Genomic DNA, 20,262 nt, shown 5'->3' on the forward strand with positions numbered 1-20,262 from the left:
TATCTGCATTCAGGACTGGTGATATGGCATCAAGCAGCTATATATCGGTATCGGGAGCTGATTGCGCGACATGAGGGATCATGTTTGTGCAAACCGGGGCGAAAGCAAGAGATTAGAGACTGTCTGGAGGACAAATGAACGCGATCAACAAGAATTTGCCGACCTGGGATCTGACGGATCTCTATAACGATCCAAAAGACCCCGCAATCCGGCGCGATCTTGATGATGCCAAAGGCCGGTCGCAAGCGTTTCAGCAAAGCTATCAGGGCAAACTGAACGATCTTTCCGGTGATGAATTGGCAGCGGCAATTGCCGAATACGAAGCCATCAGCGAAATTTGCGGCAAGATCGGCTCCTTTGCGCAGCTTCTTTATGCAGGTGACAGTGCCGATGCGGCCATCGGCCAGTTCTATCAGTCCGTTCAGGAAGAAATGACGGCTATTTCAAGCCTGTCACTGTTCTTCGGGCTTGAACTGAACCGGATCGAGGATGCCGTTCTTGATGCCAAATATGATCAGAGTGCCGACCTGCGCCGTTACCGTCCGTGGCTGAATGAAAACCGTGCGTTCCGTCCGCACCAGCTTTCAGACGAGGTCGAGCAGGTTCTTCACGAACGTCGCGTTGCCGGGGCAAGCGCATGGGTGCGTCTGTTTGACCAGACCATGGCTGATCTGCGCTTCCCGATTGATGGCAATGACCTGACCATGTCGGACGCGTCGAACATGCTGTCCTCGACCAGGGTGGAAGACCGCAAAAAGGCCGCCAAGGCAATCGGTGACGTTCTGGGCAAGAATATCAAGCTTCTGGCGCACATCACCAATACCCTTGCCAAGGACAAGGAAATTGATGATCGCCTGCGCAAGTTTTCAACACCGGTTTCCTCGCGCAACCTGTCCAACCAGGTTGAGGACGAAGTTGTGAGCGCCCTGAATACTGCCGTTAAAAACAGCCATGCCGATCTGTCGCATCGTTACTATCGCCTGAAGGCGAAATGGTTCGGTGTCGATCAGCTTGATTACTGGGACCGCAATGCGCCGCTTCCTGACGATGATGATCGTCAGATCGAATGGGAAACGGCGCGTTCGACCGTCCTTAAGGCCTATGGCGAATTTTCGCCGGAACTGGCAGAGGTTGGTCAGAAATTCTTTGATAATCCCTGGATCGATGTGCCGCCGCGTGCTGGCAAGTCATCAGGGGCCTTTGCCCATCCGACCGTTCCGTCCGCACATCCCTATTTGCTGTTGAACTATCACGGCAAAACGCGTGACGTGATGACCCTTGCCCATGAGCTGGGCCATGGCGTGCATCAGGTTCTGGCGGGCGAGCATGGCTATTTCCTGTCCGATACGCCGCTTACCCTTGCCGAAACCGCATCGGTCTTTGGTGAAATGCTGACCTTCCAGTCGATGCTGCGTTCGGAAGCCGATCCGAAGATGAAACGCATCATGCTGGCGGGCAAGGTTGAGGATATGCTCAATACCGTCGTGCGCCAGATCGCGTTCTTCGAGTTTGAAAAACGTGTTCATGACAAGCGTCGCGAAGGTGAATTGACCGTCGATGAGATCTGCGACATCTGGATTGCCGTACAGCATGAAAGTCTGGGCGATGCCATCCGGTATGAGGACGAGTACAAATATTACTGGTCATACATTCCGCATTTCATTCATTCGCCATTCTATGTGTATGCCTATGCCTTTGGCGATTGCCTCGTGAACTCGCTTTACGATGTTTACGAGAACGCCGAAGACGGCTTCCAGCAGAAGTATCTAGATATGCTCAAAGCTGGCGGCACCAAGCATCACAAGGAACTTCTGGCACCGTTCGGACTTGATGCATCTGACCCGGCCTTCTGGCAACGTGGTCTGAACATGATCAAGCGTATGATCGACGAGCTGGAGGAGCTTTCCTGATATGAGTGCTAACGACGATGATTTTACCGTCCCATCCGAAGAAAACAGGTTTGGCGGGCGGGTTCGTCGTTATGCAAGGGTGGGGGCGTCGGCCAGCAAGCTGGCCGCGCGCCTTGCCACCGGAAAGGTCTTCGGCGGCGAAATCGATCATGCGAAATACGCTGCCGAACTGACCGCGGTGCTCGGCGGGCTTAAGGGGCCGCTGATGAAGGTCGCCCAGATCCTCTCGACCATCCCCGATGCCCTGCCGCGTGAATATAGCCAGGCGCTGGCATCTCTTCAGGCAGACGCGCCCAGCATGGGCTGGCTGTTTGTCAAACGCCGGATGCGCAGCGAACTGGGGGCCGGATGGCAATCAAACTTCACCGAATTCAGCCGCGATGCGGTCGCAGCCGCCTCATTGGGGCAGGTCCATAAGGCCGTCTTGCCTGATGGTCGCGATGTTGCCTGCAAACTGCAATATCCCGATATGTCTGCAACTGTTGAGGCCGATCTGAAACAGCTGCGTGCCGCCTTTGCGATCTATAAGCGCTATGACAGTGCGATTGATGCCGGCAACATTCAGGACGAACTGACAGCGCGTCTGCGTGAAGAGCTTGATTATGCCCGCGAAGCCAAGCACATGCGCCTGTATGGCCACATGCTGGCCGGGGAAAATGCCATGCATGTGCCTGAGCCCGTGGACGAGCTAACCACCAGCCGGCTTTTGACCATGACCTGGCAAACCGGCCAGAAATTCCAGAAATTCCTTGATAGCGACCCGGATCAGGATGCGCGTAATGCGGTTGCCCTTAATATGTTCCGGGCCTGGTATGTGCCGTTTTACCGATACGGCGTGATCCATGGCGATCCGCATCTGGGCAATTACACATTGCGCGATGACCTTTCGGTCAATCTTCTTGATTTTGGCTGTATCCGCATTTTTAAACCCGGTTTCGTCAATGCCGTGATCACGCTTTATGAAGCGCTTCGCGACAAGGACGAGGAAAAGGCGGTGAGTGCTTATGAAAGCTGGGGCTTTGAGGCGCCATCACGCGAACTGATTGATGTGCTTAATATCTGGGCCAGCTTTGTTTATGGCCCGATCCTTGATGACCGCGAACGCAAGATGGGTGAAACCAATTCGGTTGCCTACGGCGCAGAAGTTGCCGCCAAGGTCCATCAGGAACTTCGTCGGGTTGGCGGGGTCAAACCGCCGCGTGAATTTGTTCTGGTTGATCGTGCCGCCGTCGGGCTTGGTGCGGTGTTCCTGCGCCTTGATGCCCATGTGAACTGGTATCGCCTGTTCCATGATCTGGTGGGGGATTTTGATGTTTCTGAACTGGAGACCCGCCAGAATGAGGCGCTTGAATTGATCGGTCTGGACCGCCCGGACGCCTGATAACCGGAATTCTGATCTGGCGATTCGACTTTTTTGACACCGGAATCGGGTTTGATTTTACCTGTTTCGAGGGTGCGTAGCGGTCGTTTCAGGCAAAAACACCATCGTATTTCCAAAAAGTCGCGAAGTTTTTTCGCGAACTTTTTCCTGTTCCATACGTTTCCATATCTGTGCCGCGCAGGCGATTAATACAGACTTCTGCGTTTATTTGTAAGATAATGTTCACTTACTGCGTGGGGTATAAATAGGGGAAACTGCCGTAAATCAACGATCTATTACTTGCCGGTCAGGACAAGGACCTGTTCCGTGGTGGAAATAAAATGTGCGAACTTCCGCACATAGATCATTTTTGAATTTTTTAATCGAAATGTAGTTAAACTGATTTTTTGTTGGTTTTTGATATTGAGGTTGTTGGTGGGAAATCGCATCTTGCTTTTAACGCAGACATGGCGGGGCGTCATTGATTGTTTGTCCTGAGCACCAATGGCGGGTGGGACCTGACATGTCACCAAGGCTTTATGCCTCGGAATGCGTGGTGGGAAAGTGGGCGGTTTCTTCTGCATTTGCTGGAAGAACCGCCTTTTTTCTTTCCGGGCAAGGGTGCCGGTAGCCGGGATCAAACGAGATGCGTGATGACATTTCGAAACCGGTTACTTCGCAATAAAAACAAGAATTACCGTGCTTACCAAAACATTAGGGAAGGAGGTCTAACGCGATGAAACTGGCCGTTCCAAAGGAAATATGGCCCGGAGAGAAGCGCGTTGCCGTCACACCAGAGACAGTCAAGAAGCTGAAGTCTTTGGGGTTCGACGTTGCAATTGAGGCTGGTGCCGGAATTGACGCCGCCATACCGGATGATCGCTTTGTCGATGCCGGTGCAACTATTGCCAAAACGATGAAAACCGCCGTGAAGGATGCCGATGTCATCTTCAAGGTGCGCCCACCTGTCATTGACGGCAAAACCAATGAATTGACGGCCTATAAAAAGGGGGCGGCGGTTGTCGCCCTGCTGGAGCCATATGATCGCAAGGAGCTGATCGAGGCGATGGCGCAGGCGGGTGTGGATGGATATTCCATGGAACTGATGCCGCGTATTTCGCGTGCGCAGTCGATGGATGTGCTGTCCTCGCAATCCAACCTTGCCGGATATCGCGCCGTTCTGGATGCTGCCCATGAATTTGGCCGCATTTACCCGATGATGATGACCGCTGCGGGTACTTTGGCACCGGCACGTGTTGTCGTGGTTGGGGCCGGTGTTGCAGGGCTTCAGGCCATTGCAACCGCCAAGCGTCTTGGTGCCGTTGTTTCGGCATTTGATGTGCGCCCGGCGGTCAAGGAACAGGTTCAATCCCTTGGCGGGACCTTTATCGAAGTCGAAGACGACAGTGCATCTGATGCAGAAACCTCTGGCGGATATGCCAAGGAAATGTCGGACGACTACAAAAAGAAACAGGCAGCCAAGCTTAAGGAAGTTCTGGCCAAAACCGATATCGTGATCACGACCGCCCTTATTCCCGGTCGTCCGGCCCCGGAAATTGTCACAGCCGACATGGTTGCAGGCATGAAGCCGGGTTCGGTGATCATTGACCTTGCGGCTGAACGCGGCGGTAACGTTGCCGGTGTGAAGCTTGGCGAAACGGTTATGACCGAAAATGGTGTCAAGCTGATCGGCCCTGCAAACATCACAAGCTCGGTCGCGACCGATGCAACCGCGATGTATGCCAAGAACCTTTTGAACTTCATCACCCTTTCTGTCGACAAGGACAAGGGCGCACTGGTGTTTAACGGCGAAGACCAGATCATTGCCGAAACCCGTCTGACCCATGACGGAAAGGTCGTACATCCGAAATTCGGCGGGGAGGAGGTCGCAAATGGCTGATCAATCCGTAGCCCAGAATGCAAATGAACTGCGCGATGCCGCCCTTGGTCTGGCGGAAAAGGCCGCAAAGCTTGCCGACAGTCTGGCAAGCGGTGCGACCGACGCGGCAAACACCGCCGCGGTCGCGGTCCAGGGATCGGGTGTCAGCCCGACTGTCCTTGGCCTGACCGTGTTCGTACTGGCCTGCTTTGTTGGCTATTACGTCGTGTGGAAAGTCACCCCGGCCCTTCATTCACCCCTGATGGCGGTTACCAACGCCATTTCGTCGGTGATTATTGTCGGTGCGCTTCTTGCAGCAGGCCCGGTGGAGATGAACTTCTCCAAGATGATGGGCTTCATCGCGGTGGTGTTGGCGTCGATCAACATCTTTGGCGGCTTCATCGTTGCCCAGCGCATGCTGCATATGTTCAAGAAAAAGAAGTAGGGGGAACACACAATGTCGGAAAACCTTTCGGCTTTCCTGTATCTGGTGGCCTCGGTCTGCTTCATTCTTTCGTTGCGCGGCCTGTCGTCACCTGAATCAGCCCGGACCGGGAACATCCTTGGCATGGTGGGTATGGCAATTGCCATCTTTACCACGCTGGCATCCCCGTCGGTGCTGTCTTACACCACTATCATTGTCGGGATCCTGATCGGCGGTGCCATCGGTACGGTCATCGCGCTCAAGATCCAGATGACCGCACTGCCACAGCTTGTTGCGGCCTTCCACTCGCTCGTTGGTCTGGCGGCTGTGTTTGTTGCCGGTGCAGCCCTTTATTCACCCGGTGCCTATGGTCTTGGCACGGCGGGCAATATCGGTGCGGCCAGCCTGATTGAAATGGGTCTTGGTGTTGCGATTGGTGCCATCACCTTTACCGGTTCGCTTGTCGCATTTGGCAAGTTGCAGGGCATTGTTTCGGGGACGCCGGTGCGCTTCCCGGGGCAGCATATGCTCAATCTTTGCATCGGGATTGGCATCGTTGTCTTTGCCATCATCCTTGTCGCAACCGAAAGCCACACAGCCTTCTGGATCCTGGTTGCGCTTGCCCTTGTTCTGGGCATCACGCTGATCATTCCGATTGGCGGGGCGGACATGCCGGTTGTTGTTTCCATGCTGAACTCCTATTCCGGTTGGGCAGCATGTGGCATCGGCTTTACGCTTCAGAATAATGCGTTGATCATTACCGGTGCGCTGGTTGGTGCGTCGGGTGCGATCCTGTCCTACATCATGTGCAAGGGCATGAACCGTTCGATCTTCAATGTCATCTTTGGTGGCTTTGGGGCCGAAGGCGAAGCAGCAGCAGGCGGCGGTGGCGATGGCGACCGCGCGGTCAAATCCGGATCGGCCGATGATGCGGCCTTCATCATGAAGAACGCCTCAAGCGTGATCATCGTGCCGGGCTATGGCATGGCCGTGGCACAGGCACAGCATGCTTTGCGTGAAATGGCCGATATCCTCAAAAGTGAGGGTGTCAATGTCCGCTACGCCATCCATCCGGTGGCAGGTCGTATGCCAGGTCATATGAACGTGCTTCTGGCCGAGGCCAGCGTTCCCTATGACGACGTTCTGGAGATGGAAGAAATCAACCGTGATTTCGGATCCGCCGACGTTGCCTTTGTCATCGGGGCCAATGACATCACCAACCCGGCTGCCAAAACCGATCCGGCCAGCCCGATCTTTGGTATGCCGATCCTTGAAGTCGAAAAGGCCAAAACGGTCCTGTTCGTCAAACGTGGCATGTCAGCGGGCTACGCAGGCATCCAGAACGAACTGTTCTTCAAGGACAACACCATGATGCTGTTTGGTGATGCCAAAAAGATGTGCGAAGAAATCGTCATGCATCTTGATAACTGATCGAACCATTTGGTTTGAAATGAAGAAGGCGGCTCCGATGGGGCCGCCTTTTTTTCGTCCGAGAGGTTGCTTATAACTTCAAGCTGTCAGAGGATTTTCCCCACGCTAGTTGGAAGGTTATATGTTTCGGATAGTCAGGGTCTCGCTGTTTCTGGTTATTGTTCTGTCGATTGCGCTGGTCGCATCGATGGGGCTGAATGTTCTGACCTATGTGCGCCTGACCGACGAAGACCCGATTGCTGCCCTTTATTTCGAACCGGTGTCCGAGGATGTGTTTACCGCCCATCTGGTGTCGGATGATCCCGGTGTGAGCGGGTCTTATGAAATACTTGGCGATCAGTGGCGGATTGATGCGGAGTTCATCAAGTTAAAGCCATGGGCCAATATCATTGGCATGGATGCGCGCTATCAGCTTGTGCGGTTTGAAGGCCGCTATCGCGACGTGGCGCGGCAAAATACCGCACCCTTTCGGGCCTATGATCTGGGGATCGGGGACGCGCTTGATATCGTCAGTTACCTTGCCGAATGGAACTTCCTGATTGATGCTGACTATGGCAGCTCGACCTTTACCGATATCAGGGAAGATACGGTTTACCGGGTCTATCGCACCCAGTCAGGGATCATTATCCGGTCTGAACCGATGCCTGATCCGATTGGCTATGAGCCAACCATGATGGATCAGTTCGCCAACTGGATTTCCGGAAAATCATAGGCACACTGCCGGTTCTTGGGGGCGGAAATCATGGCTCGGAATTGCAGGTCCGAAACTGGCGAGCAGGGATCATTTGCCGCGCTTACCCTTTCCCCATCGTTAATTGCACCGGGATGTTTGCCGTTTGTTGCAGGGCTCCGGTGCCAGATGGAATGGAAAGATCATGTTACTTGAAAACAAGGTAGTGATTATCACCGGTGCCAGCAGCGGTATCGGGGCTGCATCGGCCAAGCTGTTTGCATCCGAAGGGGCAAAGCTTGTCCTTGCGGCGCGCAATGCGGACCGGCTTGATACCGTGGTCGGCGAAATCACCGGGGCAGGCGGGCAGGCATTTGGCATGGCCGGTGATGTGTGCGAGGAAGCCTTTGCCAAGGCGCTGGTCAATGCCGCGGTTGGTGAATATGGCGGGCTTGATGTCGGTTTTAACAATGCCGGGCGTTTGGGAATACTTGGATCGCTTGATGACATCACGGTTGAGGATTGGGAGCAGACGCTGCGCACCAATCTGACGGCGTCGATGTTCGGGGCGAAGTATCAGCTCCCCGAAATTGCCAAACGCGGCGGCGGATCAGTGATTTTCACATCGACCTTTGTCGGTCATACCATCGGAATGCCCGGCATGACCGCCTATGCCGCCAGCAAGATGGGGCTGCTTGGTATGGCGCAATGTCTGGCAGTGGAATACGGCGCGGCCAATGTGCGGGTCAATGCGCTGGTGCCCGGTGGAACCGATACGCCGATGGCATCAAGTTTTACCAGTGACCCGGAAACCCGTGCCATGGTCGAAGGGTTCCATGCGCTGGGCCGGATTGCCGATCCGATGGAAATCACCAAGGCGGCCTTGTTCCTGGCATCCGATGCGTCAAGCTTTGTGACCGGAACGGCGATGGCGGTTGATGGTGGCACGTCGATCTGCAAAGCGGCCTAGGAAAATAGCGAGCACATAAATACAAAAGGAGCGGCCTTTGCGGGGCCGCTCCTTGTCGTTTCGCTGTTGGGTATCAGGTTCCGGTTAGAGAACCATTGCTGCGACCCAGGCAAACAGGACCATGCCGAAATTGGCGTGGATGAAGGTCGGGATCACGGAATCCTTCACATGATCATGCTGTCCATCGGCATTAAGGCCCGATGTTGCACCAAGGGTAATGGTCGATGCAGGCGATCCGGCATCACCAAGGGCCGCTGATGCGCCCAGAAGGGCGATGGTTGCCATGGGCGAGAAGCCAAGGGCAAGGGCCAGCGGGATATAGATCGGGGCAAGGATCGGAACGCTGGCAAAGCTGTCGCCAAAACCGATGGTGATGAAAAGACCGACCAGCAACATGATCAGGGCACCAAGCGCCCTGTTTTCCCCGATCAGGTTTGCAGATGCCTCGACCAGCGGGGCGATTTCGCCCGTGGCATCAAGCACCCCGGCAAAGCCCGATGCAATGGTGATGATGACAGCGATCTGGGCCATCATCCGCATGCCTTCGGTAAAGACATCATCCTGTGCGCGCCAGCGGAATACACCGGCAGCGGCAAGAATGACAAAGCCGATCATTGCGCCAACCAGAAGGCTGTCAAACTGCAACTGGCAAATCAGGGCGACGGCAAGGGCAGCAAGGGTTGCGATCAGCTGAAGCGGTTTGACTTCGACCTGTTTGGCATTGCTGCCCGCGTCCTCGGTCAGTTCAGTGGCGACGTAATCACGGGGCTTGCGATAGGTGATGAAAACCGCAACCAGCATCCCGGCAACAATGCCCATCACCGGCAGGAACATGGCCTTGGGCGCCATATCAGCGGTCATGGAAAGGTCATAGGCACTGCCGACTTCGTTGACATTGGCCATCAGGATTTCATTGAGGTAAATCGCGCCAAATCCGGTCGGCAGCAGCAAATAGGAAAAGCTGATCGAGCAGGCCAGAATACAGGCAATGGCACGGCGATCCACACGCAGGCGGTTAAAGACCGCCAGAAGCGGCGGGATCATCACCGGGATAAAGGCGATATGCACCGGCACAAGGTTCTGTGACATCAGCGAACAGGCAATAAAAATGGCAAACAGCATCCATTTCATGCCCTTGGAGGTTGCCTGTTTGTCGGTACCGACACGGGCAGCAATCTTTTGCGCAAACAGATCAAGTAGACCCGAACGCGCAATCGCCACGGCAAAGGCACCGATCATTACATAGGTCATGCCAACCTGTGCGCCGACCAGAAGATTGTCGTTAAGGGCGGCAATCGCAGTCCCGGTATCCATCCCTGCATGCAGGCCGCCCAGAAGGGCTGCGGAAATCAGGGCGATGGGCACGGGCACGCGCAGAAGACAAAGCGCAATCATGACCGCAATGGTCAGAAGAACCGCGTTGATATGGTAATCGGCAAGCGCGGCAATGCCATAGATCGCACCGGCAAGGGCGATTGCGGGCAAAACACGTGTCAGACGATAACGTCCGTTGAAATCACCGGCGGATACAGCCGGATTGGTGGCAGGCGAACTCACAGTCAGGTCTCCCCGTTTGACTGGTTGGTCTTGCGCAAACAGGTCAAACGGCATCCCGCCCTGTGGGCATACCTTTTGACGGGAACCGTGATCGACCGTGTGGGGCGCATGGGCAAAATGCCCGGTCAGGGACGGTTTAACTGAAAGCGCCGTAACGTCAACGGCTTATTGGAAGATGTATGCCCGCTATGCGCGAGGTGGATTGCCTGTGTCAGGCGGAGATAAGTGCGTGCCTTTGTATATTGTATAAATTTTTTGTCGACTTTAAGTATGCAATTATGTTTAGCTACCCATCGAGCAGGACAAAATGTTCTGGCTAGTAAAAATTCAGGGAAGCAAAACATGTTCAATTTCGTGAAGAAGGGCGCGCTGGCGATGGGCATTGGCCTTGTCGCACTGCCCGCTCTTGCGGCTGATGTGACCTGGCGTGTTCCGACCTCTGTGCCGGAAGGTTCGCCGTTCTATGTCAATTTTCTTGAGCGCTTTGCCGATAACGCAGCGCTTCTGACCGGTGACCGTGTTGAAATCCAGCCGTTCGGTGCCGGTGTTCTGGTTCCGGCCCTGCAGGTTTATGACGGCGTGCGCGACGGTATTGTCGAGGCCGGTCACTCAACCCCGAGCTATCTGGTAAACAAAGATCCGATCAACGCGATCTTTGCCGGTTTCCCGGGCGGTATGGGCCCGGAAGCATTCGTGACCTGGATTTATGAAGGCGGCGGAAAGGAAAAGCTGTCTGAAATTCGTGCTTCCGAAGGGTTCAAGAACCTGATCGTCGGCATCGGTTCGTCTGAAATCATGGCACATGCCAACAAGCCGATCCGCAGTGCCGAAGACCTTAAAGGCCTTAAATATCGTACGTCGGGCCCATGGGCCGAAGTAATGCGCGAATATTTTGGTGCGGTTCCGACCGTTGTGCCGCCGGGGGAAATTTACACCCTTCTGCAGCGTAAAGGCGTTGATGCCATCGAGTGGGGCCCGCCGTCGGGCAACCTGCCGGAAGGTTTCCACGAAGCAGCCCCCTATATCATCGTTCCGGGCGTGCATCAGCCGACCTTCCTTTGGGAAGTTGTCGTCAAACAGGAAACCTGGGATGCGCTTGATGATGATCTCAAGCCGTTGCTTGAGGCCGCAGCCGAACTCACCACGCTCGAAAGTGTTGTCAGCTTCTATGACAAGGACATGAAGGCGATGGAAACCTTCCGTGGTGGCAAGAACGAGATCATCACCCTGGACCCGGCTTTCATCGAACAGCTTTCTTCGGCGGGTAGCGACTGGATTTCCAAAAAGGCGGATGCCCAGAAAGAAGCAGGCAAACCGGCCATGGCAGACATTCTTGCAGACTATAATGCCTATAAGGCGCGCTGGTCGGCAGAAAGCAGCTATCTGATCCGGAACCAGGACTGATTGCGTGGAGGCGACCATGTTTTCATATCTGTTTCGCGGTATTGACTGCTTGTCGATCGTTTTTTCAAAAGTGGCCAACATCGTTGCATTGGGCCTGGTCGTCTCGATGATTTACGAAGTGCTGGCGCGTTATCTGTTTAACGCGCCAACACTTTGGGCCTTTGATATCGCCTATATGGCTACGGGAACCTTGTTTGTCCTGGGCGCTGCACAGGCACTTCGTGAAGACGCCCATGTGCGGATCGACTTCTTGTCCTCGCGCTTTCCCGCCAAGTTCCGGGACGGGTTTAATGGCTTCATCTATGTCTTCTTGCTGTTCCCGATTTTTGCGATGTTGTCGAAAGTCGCAATTGGCAAGGCATGGCATGCCTATGTTTCCGGGGAAGTTGAAATGGTCAGTCCGTGGGCACCGCTCATGTGGCCGTTCTATACGCTCCTTGCCCTGGGACTTCTGGCTTTGAGCCTGCAATTGCTTGTCGAAGGTTTGCGCGCATTCGGCGCAGCCAAAGGTGTCACCCAGGTAAAAGAAGGGGACGCCTGAAATGCTTGTTTCCGCTTTGATGTTTCCGGGGCTTTTTGTCCTGGTTCTTGCAGGCATTCCGATTGCCTTTTCATTGGCAATTGTCGCGGTATCAGCTGGCGCATTCGCCTTTGGTCCGCATATTTTCAATCAGCTCTATGGCAGTTTCTATACTGCGGCGACCAACTTCATTCTGTCGGCCATCCCCATGTTCATCCTTATGGGGGCAATCCTTGAGCGGTCCGGAATTGCGGAACGCCTGTTCAAAACCATGCAGATCTGGCTGAAAGGGCTTCCGGGCGGACTTGCCGTGGCGACCATTGCAATGGGCGCGGTTTTTGCCGCAGCAGCGGGGGTTGTTGGTGCGGTCGAAGTCATGATCGGGATGATGGCCATCCCTGCCATGCAGAAATACCGCTATGACAATCGCCTGATTGCCGGGACGATTTGTGCGGGTGGTTCGCTTGGTACCATGATCCCGCCATCGGTGATTGCGGTGATGTATGCGTCACTGGCACAGCTTTCGGTGGGTGAAGTCCTTGCCGGAATGATGTTCCCCGGCTTGATCATGATTGCGCTGTTTATCGGTTATCTATTGATCCACGGGATGATCCGCCCGCCCGAAAAAGTGCCGGAACTTGAAGAAGAAGACGATATGCCGCTTGGCGAAAAGCTTAGGCTGACATGTTCAACGCTTCTTCCAGTCATTGCCCTGATCTTTGCCGTGCTTGGATCTTTGCTGGCGGGGATAGCATCGCCGACCGAGGCTGCGGCTGTTGGTGCGGTTGGTGCGCTTATCCTGTGTATTGCCTACGGCCGGTTCAGCATGTCGGTGATGCGCGAGTCATTGGCGATCACGGTGCGTATTTCGGCGATGATCCTTCTGATTGTTGCTGCTGGCACGATGTTTATGGGGGTGTTTGCCGCCAATGGCGGGGCGCAGCTTATCCGTGGCTTCCTTGAAGGATCGGGCCTTGGCACGACCGGAATGATCATATTCTTCCTGATCGTCGTGTTCATTCTCGGCTTTGTTCTGGACTGGACGGCCAATGTGTTGATTTGTGTGCCGCTTTTTACGCCGTTCATTCGCAGTGCCGGTGTTGACCCGGTCTGGTTTGCGACGCTGGTGATCATCGTTATTCAGACCGGATATCTGACACCGCCAATGGCATCGTCGATTTTCTATCTGAAATCCATTGCCCCGCCCAACATGACCTATGGGCAGATGTGCCGCGGCGTGATCCCGTTCATCCTGCTGCAAATATTGACCTTGCTGCTGGTGGTGGCGTTTCCGGTCACGGCGACCTGGTTGCCGTCAAAAATCGTCGGCTTCTAGGCTGTGATATCCAGATACGCAGCTGGACTTAAATGACAAAGCGGGGAGATTTTTCTCCCCGCTTTTTTATCACGTCATGTTTGCCCGGTGTCAGAGGGGCAGGTCACTTTGATAGCGGGTCGCCAGATAACTCTGAATTTGGCGAACAATCTGGGCTGCATGTTGTTTGGCCAGATCATCGGCAAGATCGACATTCCGGGTTGCAATGGCATCGACCAGTTGTTCATGTTCCTGAACATATTGGCGCGGCAGCGCATCATCATAGGACTCGTAATAAAGACGCAAAATACGCCGCCCTTCATCAAGTAGACGGGCGAAAAATTCTTCGTAATAGGTGTTCTTTCCGGCCCGCGCGATGGCGACATGGAAGTCACGATTCCGCGAAATCATCGCCAATGCATCGCGTCTGCCAACAGCTTGGGCAAATTCCTGTTCCAGCCGTCTGATTTCTACCAGATCACTTTCGTTGTGAAGCTCGGCTGCAGAACGTGTCGAAATCCGGTACATCAATGTCAGGGCGTCGAAATAGGCGGGCAGATTGGAAAAGTCGATCGGTGGAACCATGCTGGTTCTGTTGGGCAGTGTCGTAATCAGGTTTTCTGCGGCCAGTCTGACCAAGGCTTCTCGGATCGGGGTGCGCGACATCTTGAAGCGCGCAGAAAGCTGGGATTCATCAAGGATCGTGCCCGGCTTGATCGACAGTTCGAGAATGCCCTGACGCAGTTCACGATAGACCAGCTGGACACCTGATCCGCGCTTGCGCGGTTGTGCCTCTTCGAGGTTGGCATCTGGCGCAACCTGTTTGGTGTCGGGAAACGCGCGGTTCATGTTGCTTCTTTCAGCGGGGCCGGTCGGTGGTGAGGCATGTTTGGCGTACCAAACAGTATCGTTACTCATCGCGGGCGCAACAAGCGTCAACGCAATGCTGCTTTCAGATAAGGTGGGCTCTGACTGAAATTCGGAAAAACCAAACCCGCCCGGATTGCTCCGAGGCGGGCTTGGCGCACGGGTCCGAACTTGGCAAGCCAAATTCGATCGTACAGTCACGTTCGAGATACCCCGAAAGTGAAAAAGACTAGAAGCCTTCGCGCTCGATGCGCTTACGCTCCAGCTTGCGGGCACGACGGATTGCTTCCGCCCCTTCGCGAGCTTTCTTCTCCGACGGCTTTTCAAAGTGGCGACGGAGTTTCATCTCACGGAAAATGCCCTCGCGCTGCATCTTTTTCTTAAGCGCTTTCAGAGCCTGATCGACATTGTTGTCGCGAACGATTACCTGCACGGAAACCACGCTCCTTTCAAAAAAACAAAAACACCCGGAGTGCGGAATGCCCCCCGGTTGGATTTACGGTCAAGCTGACCGTGGACCTGTATATAGTGCAAACAGGCCAAAAAGAAAAGAGGGAAGGGGATATTCGCCTCTGACGTTTATACATGCCTGCATCGCAAAACGCCAAGGCATGTGGTTGTTTCGGCCTGCCGGTTTTACGGGCCAACCAATTGCGGGAATTATGTGATCAAATTGACATCAAAGGTTGCTATGATGAATTGACTAAATTCAATTTATCGCAGGGCCTTGTTGTTTTCTCGGGCCGGATATCTGGAACAAACCGGGCAAAACCGGTTGGGAAACGGGTAGGATATAGTTATGGAAAGCAATCTGCGCGATGCGGCATTGGCCCATGCACCATTTTTTATTACCGCCCCGGGGGAAACGGACATTCTGTTTGTCGGTGTTGTCTGGTTTGTCGTTATTGCGGTCTTTTTGATTGGCGCATTCTATCTCAATCTTCATGCCTTGCCCGAAAGGCTGGCCCATCATGCCAATCACACACAGTTACAACTGATTGGTGTTCTGACCCTTCTGGCCCTGTTTACCCACAATAATATCTTCTGGGTCGCGGCCCTTGTTCTGGCGGTTATTCAGTTCCCGGACTTCGTTTCCCCGGTTCAGACAATGGCAAACGCACTAAAAAGTATGGCCCAAGCCAGGACCGGGCAGGCCGAGTCCACAGCTTCTGCACCGGTACAGCCGCAGCCTGCTTCTTCCGAACCAGTAGCCGCAAGCACGCCGGTCGCAACGGATGAGAGCACCAAGCAGGAGAACCAAAAAGATGTTTGAGCTTCTTCTGTGTTCGATCTTTACCATCCTGCCTGATTATCTGGTCCGCCGTTACGTGCAGGGCAAACGTATTGGCAAGGAAATCACGCTGTTTTCTGTCTGGTATGAGCTGCGCTATGGCATTACGGCCTGTGCGATCCTGACGCTGAGCCTGATTACGGTGATTTTCTATTTTCACCCGTCAACGACCAATGTCACATCGTTCTTCCGGACCGTCACGATTCTGCCGGAAAAGGGCGGTCGTGTGGTCGAGGTCTATGTCAAGAACGACGACAATGTGAATGCGGGGGATCCGTTATTCCGGCTTGATAACCGTGTTGAACGCGAAGCGGTTGCGATGGCCGAACAGCGGATTGCCGAAATCCGCGCCCAGATGGATGTCGCACGGGCCGATATTGCCGTGGCAGAGGGCAATGTCGAACAGGCACGCGGTGCCTATAATCAGGTCCGCGATGAATTAAAGGTCAAGGCAGACCTGCTGGCGCGCGGGACCAATGCGGTATCCCGGCGCGAGGTCGAACGTCTTGAAGTCTCCCTGACCACAAGACAGGGCGGGTTGAATGCGGCCGAGGCCAGCCTGAATGTCATCAAGACCAAGCTTGATAGCCTGTTGCCAGCCCAGCTTGCCAATGCGCAGGCATCCCTTCGATCTGCCGAGGCCGATCTGTCCAAAACCGTGGTCCGTGCCGGGGTTAAGGGCAATATCCAGCAATTCGCCCTTCAGGTCGGTGACTTTGTCAGCCCGATCTTGCGTCCGGCCGGAATTCTGATCCCGGAAAAAGATGCGGAAACGGTGTTTCTTGCTGGCTTTAACCAGATATCGACACAGGTGGTGAAACGCGGTGTGATTACCGAGGTATCCTGTGCGTCCCTGCCATTCGAAATCATTCCGATGGTCATTACGGATGTTCAGCCGGTGATTGCAGCGGGGCAGTTCCGACCAAGCGACCAGTTGCTTGATATTACCGAACGCGCCAAACCGGGCACATTCCTTGTCAAGATGATGCCGCTTTATCCGGAAACGATTGCAAATGTGCCGCTTGGCAGCAAATGCGCGGGCAACGCCTATACCAGTACTCACGAGAAACTTGAAAGCCCTGATATTGGCATGGGGGAATGGCTGTTCCTGCATATGGTTCAGACCGTCGGTGTTGTGCATGCCCTGCTTTTGCGTGTTCAGGCATTGCTGCTTCCGATCCAGACGCTGGTTCTGACCGGTCACTAGACGGAATTGCATGCTTAGGGGCTTTACAGCCGGGCAATTTTGGTTGGATATAAGGCTATGTCGATCCTCAAGATTGCCCGGATGGGCCACCCGGTTTTGCGCAAGGTTGCTGATCGGGTCGAAAACCCGCTTGATCCCGAAATTCAGCGACTGATTGCTGATATGAAGGATACCATGAAAGATGCCGGGGGCGTTGGCCTTGCGGCACCACAGGTGTTCGAGTCCAAGGCGATCATGGTCTATTACGTGCCGGCGATGCGCCAAAGCGACGATCCCGATGACGGAGCCATTCCGCTGTCGGTTCTGATCAATCCGGAAATCGAGCCGGTTGGCGAAGAAATCGTTGATGGCTGGGAGGGCTGTCTTTCGATCCCCGGTCTTCAGGGCGTCGTACCGCGCTGGAACAAAATTCGTTATCGCGGGTTAAATGAACAGGGCGAGGAGATCGAGCGCATTGCGGGCGGGTTCCATGCGCGTGTGGTACAGCATGAATATGATCACCTGATCGGCGTGATGTATCCTGAACGTATGGAAGACATGACCCTTCTCGGATTTAACGAGGAATTGCGCGAATACCCGCCCGAGACTACATTCAGGCAGTCTGCCGCATCAGAAAACGCTGATGACGCCGAAGACGCCCGATCAAGTGACAAGGAGTCCTAAATGACCGTGTCCGAAAGCATGAGCCGTCTACAAGCCCAGCGCGAAGCACTGGTTGAGGCAGCCCTTGAACATGTGCCGTTTGATGGCTGGACCAAACAGTCCCTGCTGGCCGGGGCCATGGATCTTGATCTTGCGCCGGGCGAGGTTGATCGTTTGCTACCCAATGGCATTCGCCAGGCGATTGTGACCTATGTCGAGCTGACCGATCGCAAGATGGTTGCTGCCCTTGATGAAAAGGGCCTTGAGAACATGAAAATTCGCGAACGCATTGCGACGGCAGTCAAAACCCGTCTTGATCTGGTCGAAAATCAGAAAGATGCCGTTCGCGCAGCCCTTGCCTTTATGGCTTTGCCGCAGAATGCGGCTCTTGGGCTTAAGCTTACGCACGGGACGGTCGATGCAATGTGGGTGGCTGCGGGCGACACATCAACCGATCATAACTGGTACACCAAGCGCATGTTGCTTGCCGGTGTTTATGGATCAACTCTGGCATTCTGGCTTGATGACACCTCGGATGGTCATGCCGATAGCTGGGCATTTCTTGATCGCCGTATCGGCAATGTTCTGCAAATCCCGAAAATCACCGCCAAGCTTGGCAAGATCGGCAAATGTGCCGCAGCACCCTTCAAGCTTGGAGCTAAATTTGCCAACTGCGTGCCGACACCCGGACGGGTTCGTCGCCAGTTTGGTGGATAACGTATTTACGGATCGAAAATAACAAAACGCCACCGGCACAAATGCGGTGGCGTTTTGTTTTGACGGGTTTGGGAAACTCAGAGATCGCGTGATCTAGAAGGTGTTTTCAAGGAAGCTCAAAAGAGTTTTATCCGGCGCGTTGGCGCGTTTCATGTCACCGGCAAGATCAACCGTGAAGGGCGACCCGAACAGATGACGCGGGGCATCGCCAGTGGCTTTGCGCTTTGCCTTGTTGTTGCTGGACTGAATATCTTCGGCCGTCGGCTTGGCAGCAAGGGCAACCAGTTCCGATGGTGGGGTGCCCATCCAGATGCCTTTGCGGTTTTCCTTGGCAAATTCCTGATCACGCAAATAGGTCGCACAGCTCGGATGACTGTCGCAGGTGACCATATCAACCATGGCCCAGCCCGCGCGCAGGATCAAACGGTTCAGGTCATTGCGCCCGATGGTGCATTCCGTCAGCATCGGGAACAGTTGCACATCCGATACCTGCTGACATTTGATGGCGTAATTGTCGATGATGCGGCCCAGTGCCTGTGAGGCGGCTGCCCCGCACTGAAATTCAACCGCACCGGCACGGCAAATCATGCCCGGTTTCGGGGCGCGAATACCAAACAGTTCGACAACCAGATTGCCAAAACGCAGCTTGTCACCTTCGATGACCTGCGGGAATCCAGCGGCGCCCGGGGCGGCAAGTGCTGCGTTGATGCGGCTTTCCATGGCACCAAGGCCAATGATCATTGAAAGAATGATCAGAAGTTTCTTCATCACGTTCCATCCGTAAAGAGTTTCCTGTCCCGATCAGGAGCAAACCCGATGCCAATCTGCCCGGCACAAAATGCCAGATCGGTATTTGATGGGGTAACGTGATGAAACACATATGAAAAAGCCCCGGATACTTAGGGTATCCGGGGCCCGAAAGATGACTGGTCGGTCGTGTTCGTCCGGGTTATTTCGGCAGAACCCAGGTGACATGACCCATTTTACGGCCCGGCTTTGCTTCGGCCTTGCCATAAAGGTGCAGTTTGGCGTTCGGCTCGGTCAAAATTGCCTGCCAGTCATTAATGTCGTCGCCCAGAAGGTTTTTCATGCGCGCTTTGGAATGATGGGCCGGATCGCCAAGAGGCAGGCCGCACACAGCACGGATGAATTGCTCGAACTGGCTGGTGATGCAGGCATCAATGGTCCAGTGACCGGAATTGTGCGGGCGCGGTGCGACTTCATTGACCAGAATGTCGCCATCGGTGGTGACAAACATCTCTACCGCCAGAAGACCGACAAACTCCATCGCCGTAACCAGCTTGATCGCGATGTCTTCAGCCTTCTTCGACAGGCTGTCGGCAATTTCAGCCGGGGCGACGGTCACATCAAGGATGTGGTTGGTATGCACATTCTCAACCGGGCAGAAGCAGGCGGTATCGCCCTGAACACCGCGGGCGACAATGACGGAAATCTCGCGTTCAAAGGAAATGAAGCCCTCAAGGATGGCCTCGGCACCTTTCATCTCGTCCCACGCCTGTGCCAGATCGGTATCGGCACTGATCTTGACCTGACCTTTGCCGTCATAGCCAAGCTCGGTCGTTTTCAGAACCGACGGGCGGCCAAGTTTGGCAACGGCGGCTTCAAGATCGGCAAGCGAGCGGACGGCCTCAAACGGTGCGGTGCGGATGCCGTGTTCATTGCAAAAGGTCTTTTCGCGCAGACGGTTCTGGGAGAGATGCAGGCATTTCCAGCCCGGGCGGACCGGAACCAGTTCGGACAGTAATTTGACGCTGTCATGGGGGACATTTTCAAACTCGAAAGTGACAACATCGACATCTTCGGCAAAGGCACGCAGTGCATCAAGATCGGTGTAATCGGCAATTGTCGCCTTGGCACAGACCTGCTCGGTCGGGCTGTCAGCACCCGGGCCGAAAACATGGACCTTATAGCCGAGCTCGGCGGCACAGAAGGCAGCCATGCGGCCCAGCTGGCCGTTGCCCATGATACCGATTGTGCTCCCCGGTGCGATTACGCGCGTGTCGAAATCCTGCGTCATGTATTCCTCGATCAAAAATCTTCCCCATAGGGAAAAGATTGCCTGCAATCAGACAATCAT

General features: G+C 54.6%; 19 protein-coding genes. 14 read left to right on the forward strand and 5 right to left on the reverse strand.

Features of this window, described 5'->3' with window-relative positions:
- Positions 1-134 precede the first annotated feature (134 nt).
- From TH30_RS16355 to TH30_RS16390, 7 genes are all read left to right on the forward strand, one after another.
- Positions 135-1,910 carry a M3 family oligoendopeptidase gene (locus TH30_RS16355; RefSeq protein WP_114099166.1) on the forward strand — a complete coding sequence of 592 codons (1,776 nt, stop codon included), beginning with the start codon at positions 135-137 and terminating at the stop codon, positions 1,908-1,910.
- 1 nt (position 1,911) lies between these two features.
- Entirely contained in the window at positions 1,912-3,291 is a 1,380-nt protein-coding gene (locus TH30_RS16360) for an ABC1 kinase family protein (protein ID WP_114099167.1), read from the forward strand.
- Positions 3,292-4,006: 715 nt separating this feature from the next.
- The gene (locus TH30_RS16370) at positions 4,007-5,170 is read left to right on the forward strand and encodes a Re/Si-specific NAD(P)(+) transhydrogenase subunit alpha (RefSeq protein WP_114099169.1); all 1,164 of its coding nucleotides are present in this window, start codon (positions 4,007-4,009) and stop codon (positions 5,168-5,170) included.
- The gene (locus tag TH30_RS16375; protein WP_114099170.1) at positions 5,163-5,594 is read left to right on the forward strand and encodes an NAD(P) transhydrogenase subunit alpha part 2; all 432 of its coding nucleotides are present in this window, start codon (positions 5,163-5,165) and stop codon (positions 5,592-5,594) included. Before TH30_RS16370 ends, TH30_RS16375 begins: the two co-directional genes overlap by 8 nt.
- 12 nt (positions 5,595-5,606) lie before the next feature.
- Positions 5,607-7,004 carry an NAD(P)(+) transhydrogenase (Re/Si-specific) subunit beta gene (locus tag TH30_RS16380; RefSeq protein WP_114099171.1) on the forward strand — a complete coding sequence of 466 codons (1,398 nt, stop codon included), beginning with the start codon at positions 5,607-5,609 and terminating at the stop codon, positions 7,002-7,004.
- A gap of 121 nt (positions 7,005-7,125) precedes the next feature.
- Positions 7,126-7,716, forward strand: a complete 591-nt coding sequence (locus tag TH30_RS16385) for a hypothetical protein (protein WP_114099172.1) — start codon at positions 7,126-7,128, stop codon at positions 7,714-7,716.
- A 163-nt stretch (positions 7,717-7,879) separates the two neighbouring features.
- Positions 7,880-8,644 carry an SDR family oxidoreductase gene (locus TH30_RS16390; protein ID WP_114099173.1) on the forward strand — a complete coding sequence of 255 codons (765 nt, stop codon included), beginning with the start codon at positions 7,880-7,882 and terminating at the stop codon, positions 8,642-8,644.
- Positions 8,645-8,728: 84 nt separating this feature from the next.
- Here TH30_RS16390 and TH30_RS16395 read toward each other — a convergent pair whose 3' ends face one another.
- Positions 8,729-10,201: a Na+/H+ antiporter family protein gene (locus TH30_RS16395; protein WP_258548759.1), complete on the reverse strand. Its 1,473-nt coding sequence runs from the start codon at positions 10,199-10,201 to the stop codon at positions 8,729-8,731.
- A gap of 342 nt (positions 10,202-10,543) precedes the next feature.
- On the opposite strand from TH30_RS16395, the gene dctP reads away from it, so the two are divergent.
- From dctP to TH30_RS16410, 3 genes are read left to right on the forward strand one after another with little or no spacing between them, the layout of a single operon-like run.
- Entirely contained in the window at positions 10,544-11,605 is a 1,062-nt protein-coding gene (gene dctP / locus TH30_RS16400) for a TRAP transporter substrate-binding protein DctP (protein ID WP_114099174.1), read from the forward strand.
- Between the two features lie 16 nt (positions 11,606-11,621).
- Complete coding sequence (locus TH30_RS16405) at positions 11,622-12,146, forward strand: TRAP transporter small permease subunit (RefSeq protein WP_114099175.1); 525 nt, start codon at positions 11,622-11,624, stop codon at positions 12,144-12,146.
- Position 12,147: 1 nt separating this feature from the next.
- Positions 12,148-13,461 carry a TRAP transporter large permease gene (locus TH30_RS16410; protein ID WP_114099176.1) on the forward strand — a complete coding sequence of 438 codons (1,314 nt, stop codon included), beginning with the start codon at positions 12,148-12,150 and terminating at the stop codon, positions 13,459-13,461.
- 90 nt (positions 13,462-13,551) lie between these two features.
- Here TH30_RS16410 and TH30_RS16415 read toward each other — a convergent pair whose 3' ends face one another.
- Positions 13,552-14,289: a GntR family transcriptional regulator gene (locus tag TH30_RS16415; RefSeq protein WP_114099213.1), complete on the reverse strand. Its 738-nt coding sequence runs from the start codon at positions 14,287-14,289 to the stop codon at positions 13,552-13,554.
- A 247-nt stretch (positions 14,290-14,536) separates the two neighbouring features.
- The gene (gene rpsU / locus TH30_RS16420) at positions 14,537-14,740 is read right to left on the reverse strand and encodes a 30S ribosomal protein S21 (RefSeq protein ID WP_008891676.1); all 204 of its coding nucleotides are present in this window, start codon (positions 14,738-14,740) and stop codon (positions 14,537-14,539) included.
- A 366-nt stretch (positions 14,741-15,106) separates the two neighbouring features.
- Between rpsU and TH30_RS16425 the strand changes: the two genes are divergently transcribed.
- The 4 genes from TH30_RS16425 to TH30_RS16440 are packed head-to-tail and all read left to right on the forward strand — an operon-like array spanning position 15,107 to position 18,164.
- Complete coding sequence (locus tag TH30_RS16425; protein ID WP_114099177.1) at positions 15,107-15,580, forward strand: hypothetical protein; 474 nt, start codon at positions 15,107-15,109, stop codon at positions 15,578-15,580.
- The gene (locus TH30_RS16430; protein WP_114099178.1) at positions 15,573-16,805 is read left to right on the forward strand and encodes an HlyD family secretion protein; all 1,233 of its coding nucleotides are present in this window, start codon (positions 15,573-15,575) and stop codon (positions 16,803-16,805) included. Before TH30_RS16425 ends, TH30_RS16430 begins: the two co-directional genes overlap by 8 nt.
- Positions 16,806-16,862: 57 nt before the next feature.
- The gene (def, locus tag TH30_RS16435) at positions 16,863-17,468 is read left to right on the forward strand and encodes a peptide deformylase (RefSeq protein WP_114099179.1); all 606 of its coding nucleotides are present in this window, start codon (positions 16,863-16,865) and stop codon (positions 17,466-17,468) included.
- Positions 17,469-18,164 carry a COQ9 family protein gene (locus tag TH30_RS16440; RefSeq protein ID WP_114099180.1) on the forward strand — a complete coding sequence of 232 codons (696 nt, stop codon included), beginning with the start codon at positions 17,469-17,471 and terminating at the stop codon, positions 18,162-18,164.
- Between the two features lie 93 nt (positions 18,165-18,257).
- Here TH30_RS16440 and TH30_RS16445 read toward each other — a convergent pair whose 3' ends face one another.
- Entirely contained in the window at positions 18,258-18,932 is a 675-nt protein-coding gene (locus TH30_RS16445) for a thermonuclease family protein (protein WP_114099181.1), read from the reverse strand.
- A 181-nt stretch (positions 18,933-19,113) separates the two neighbouring features.
- The gene (locus TH30_RS16450; protein WP_114099182.1) at positions 19,114-20,202 is read right to left on the reverse strand and encodes a 5-(carboxyamino)imidazole ribonucleotide synthase; all 1,089 of its coding nucleotides are present in this window, start codon (positions 20,200-20,202) and stop codon (positions 19,114-19,116) included.
- Positions 20,203-20,262 lie beyond the last annotated feature (60 nt).

The organism is Thalassospira profundimaris (assembly GCF_003326795.1).
In the GTDB taxonomy this organism is placed as follows: Bacteria; Pseudomonadota; Alphaproteobacteria; order Rhodospirillales; family Thalassospiraceae; genus Thalassospira; species Thalassospira profundimaris_C.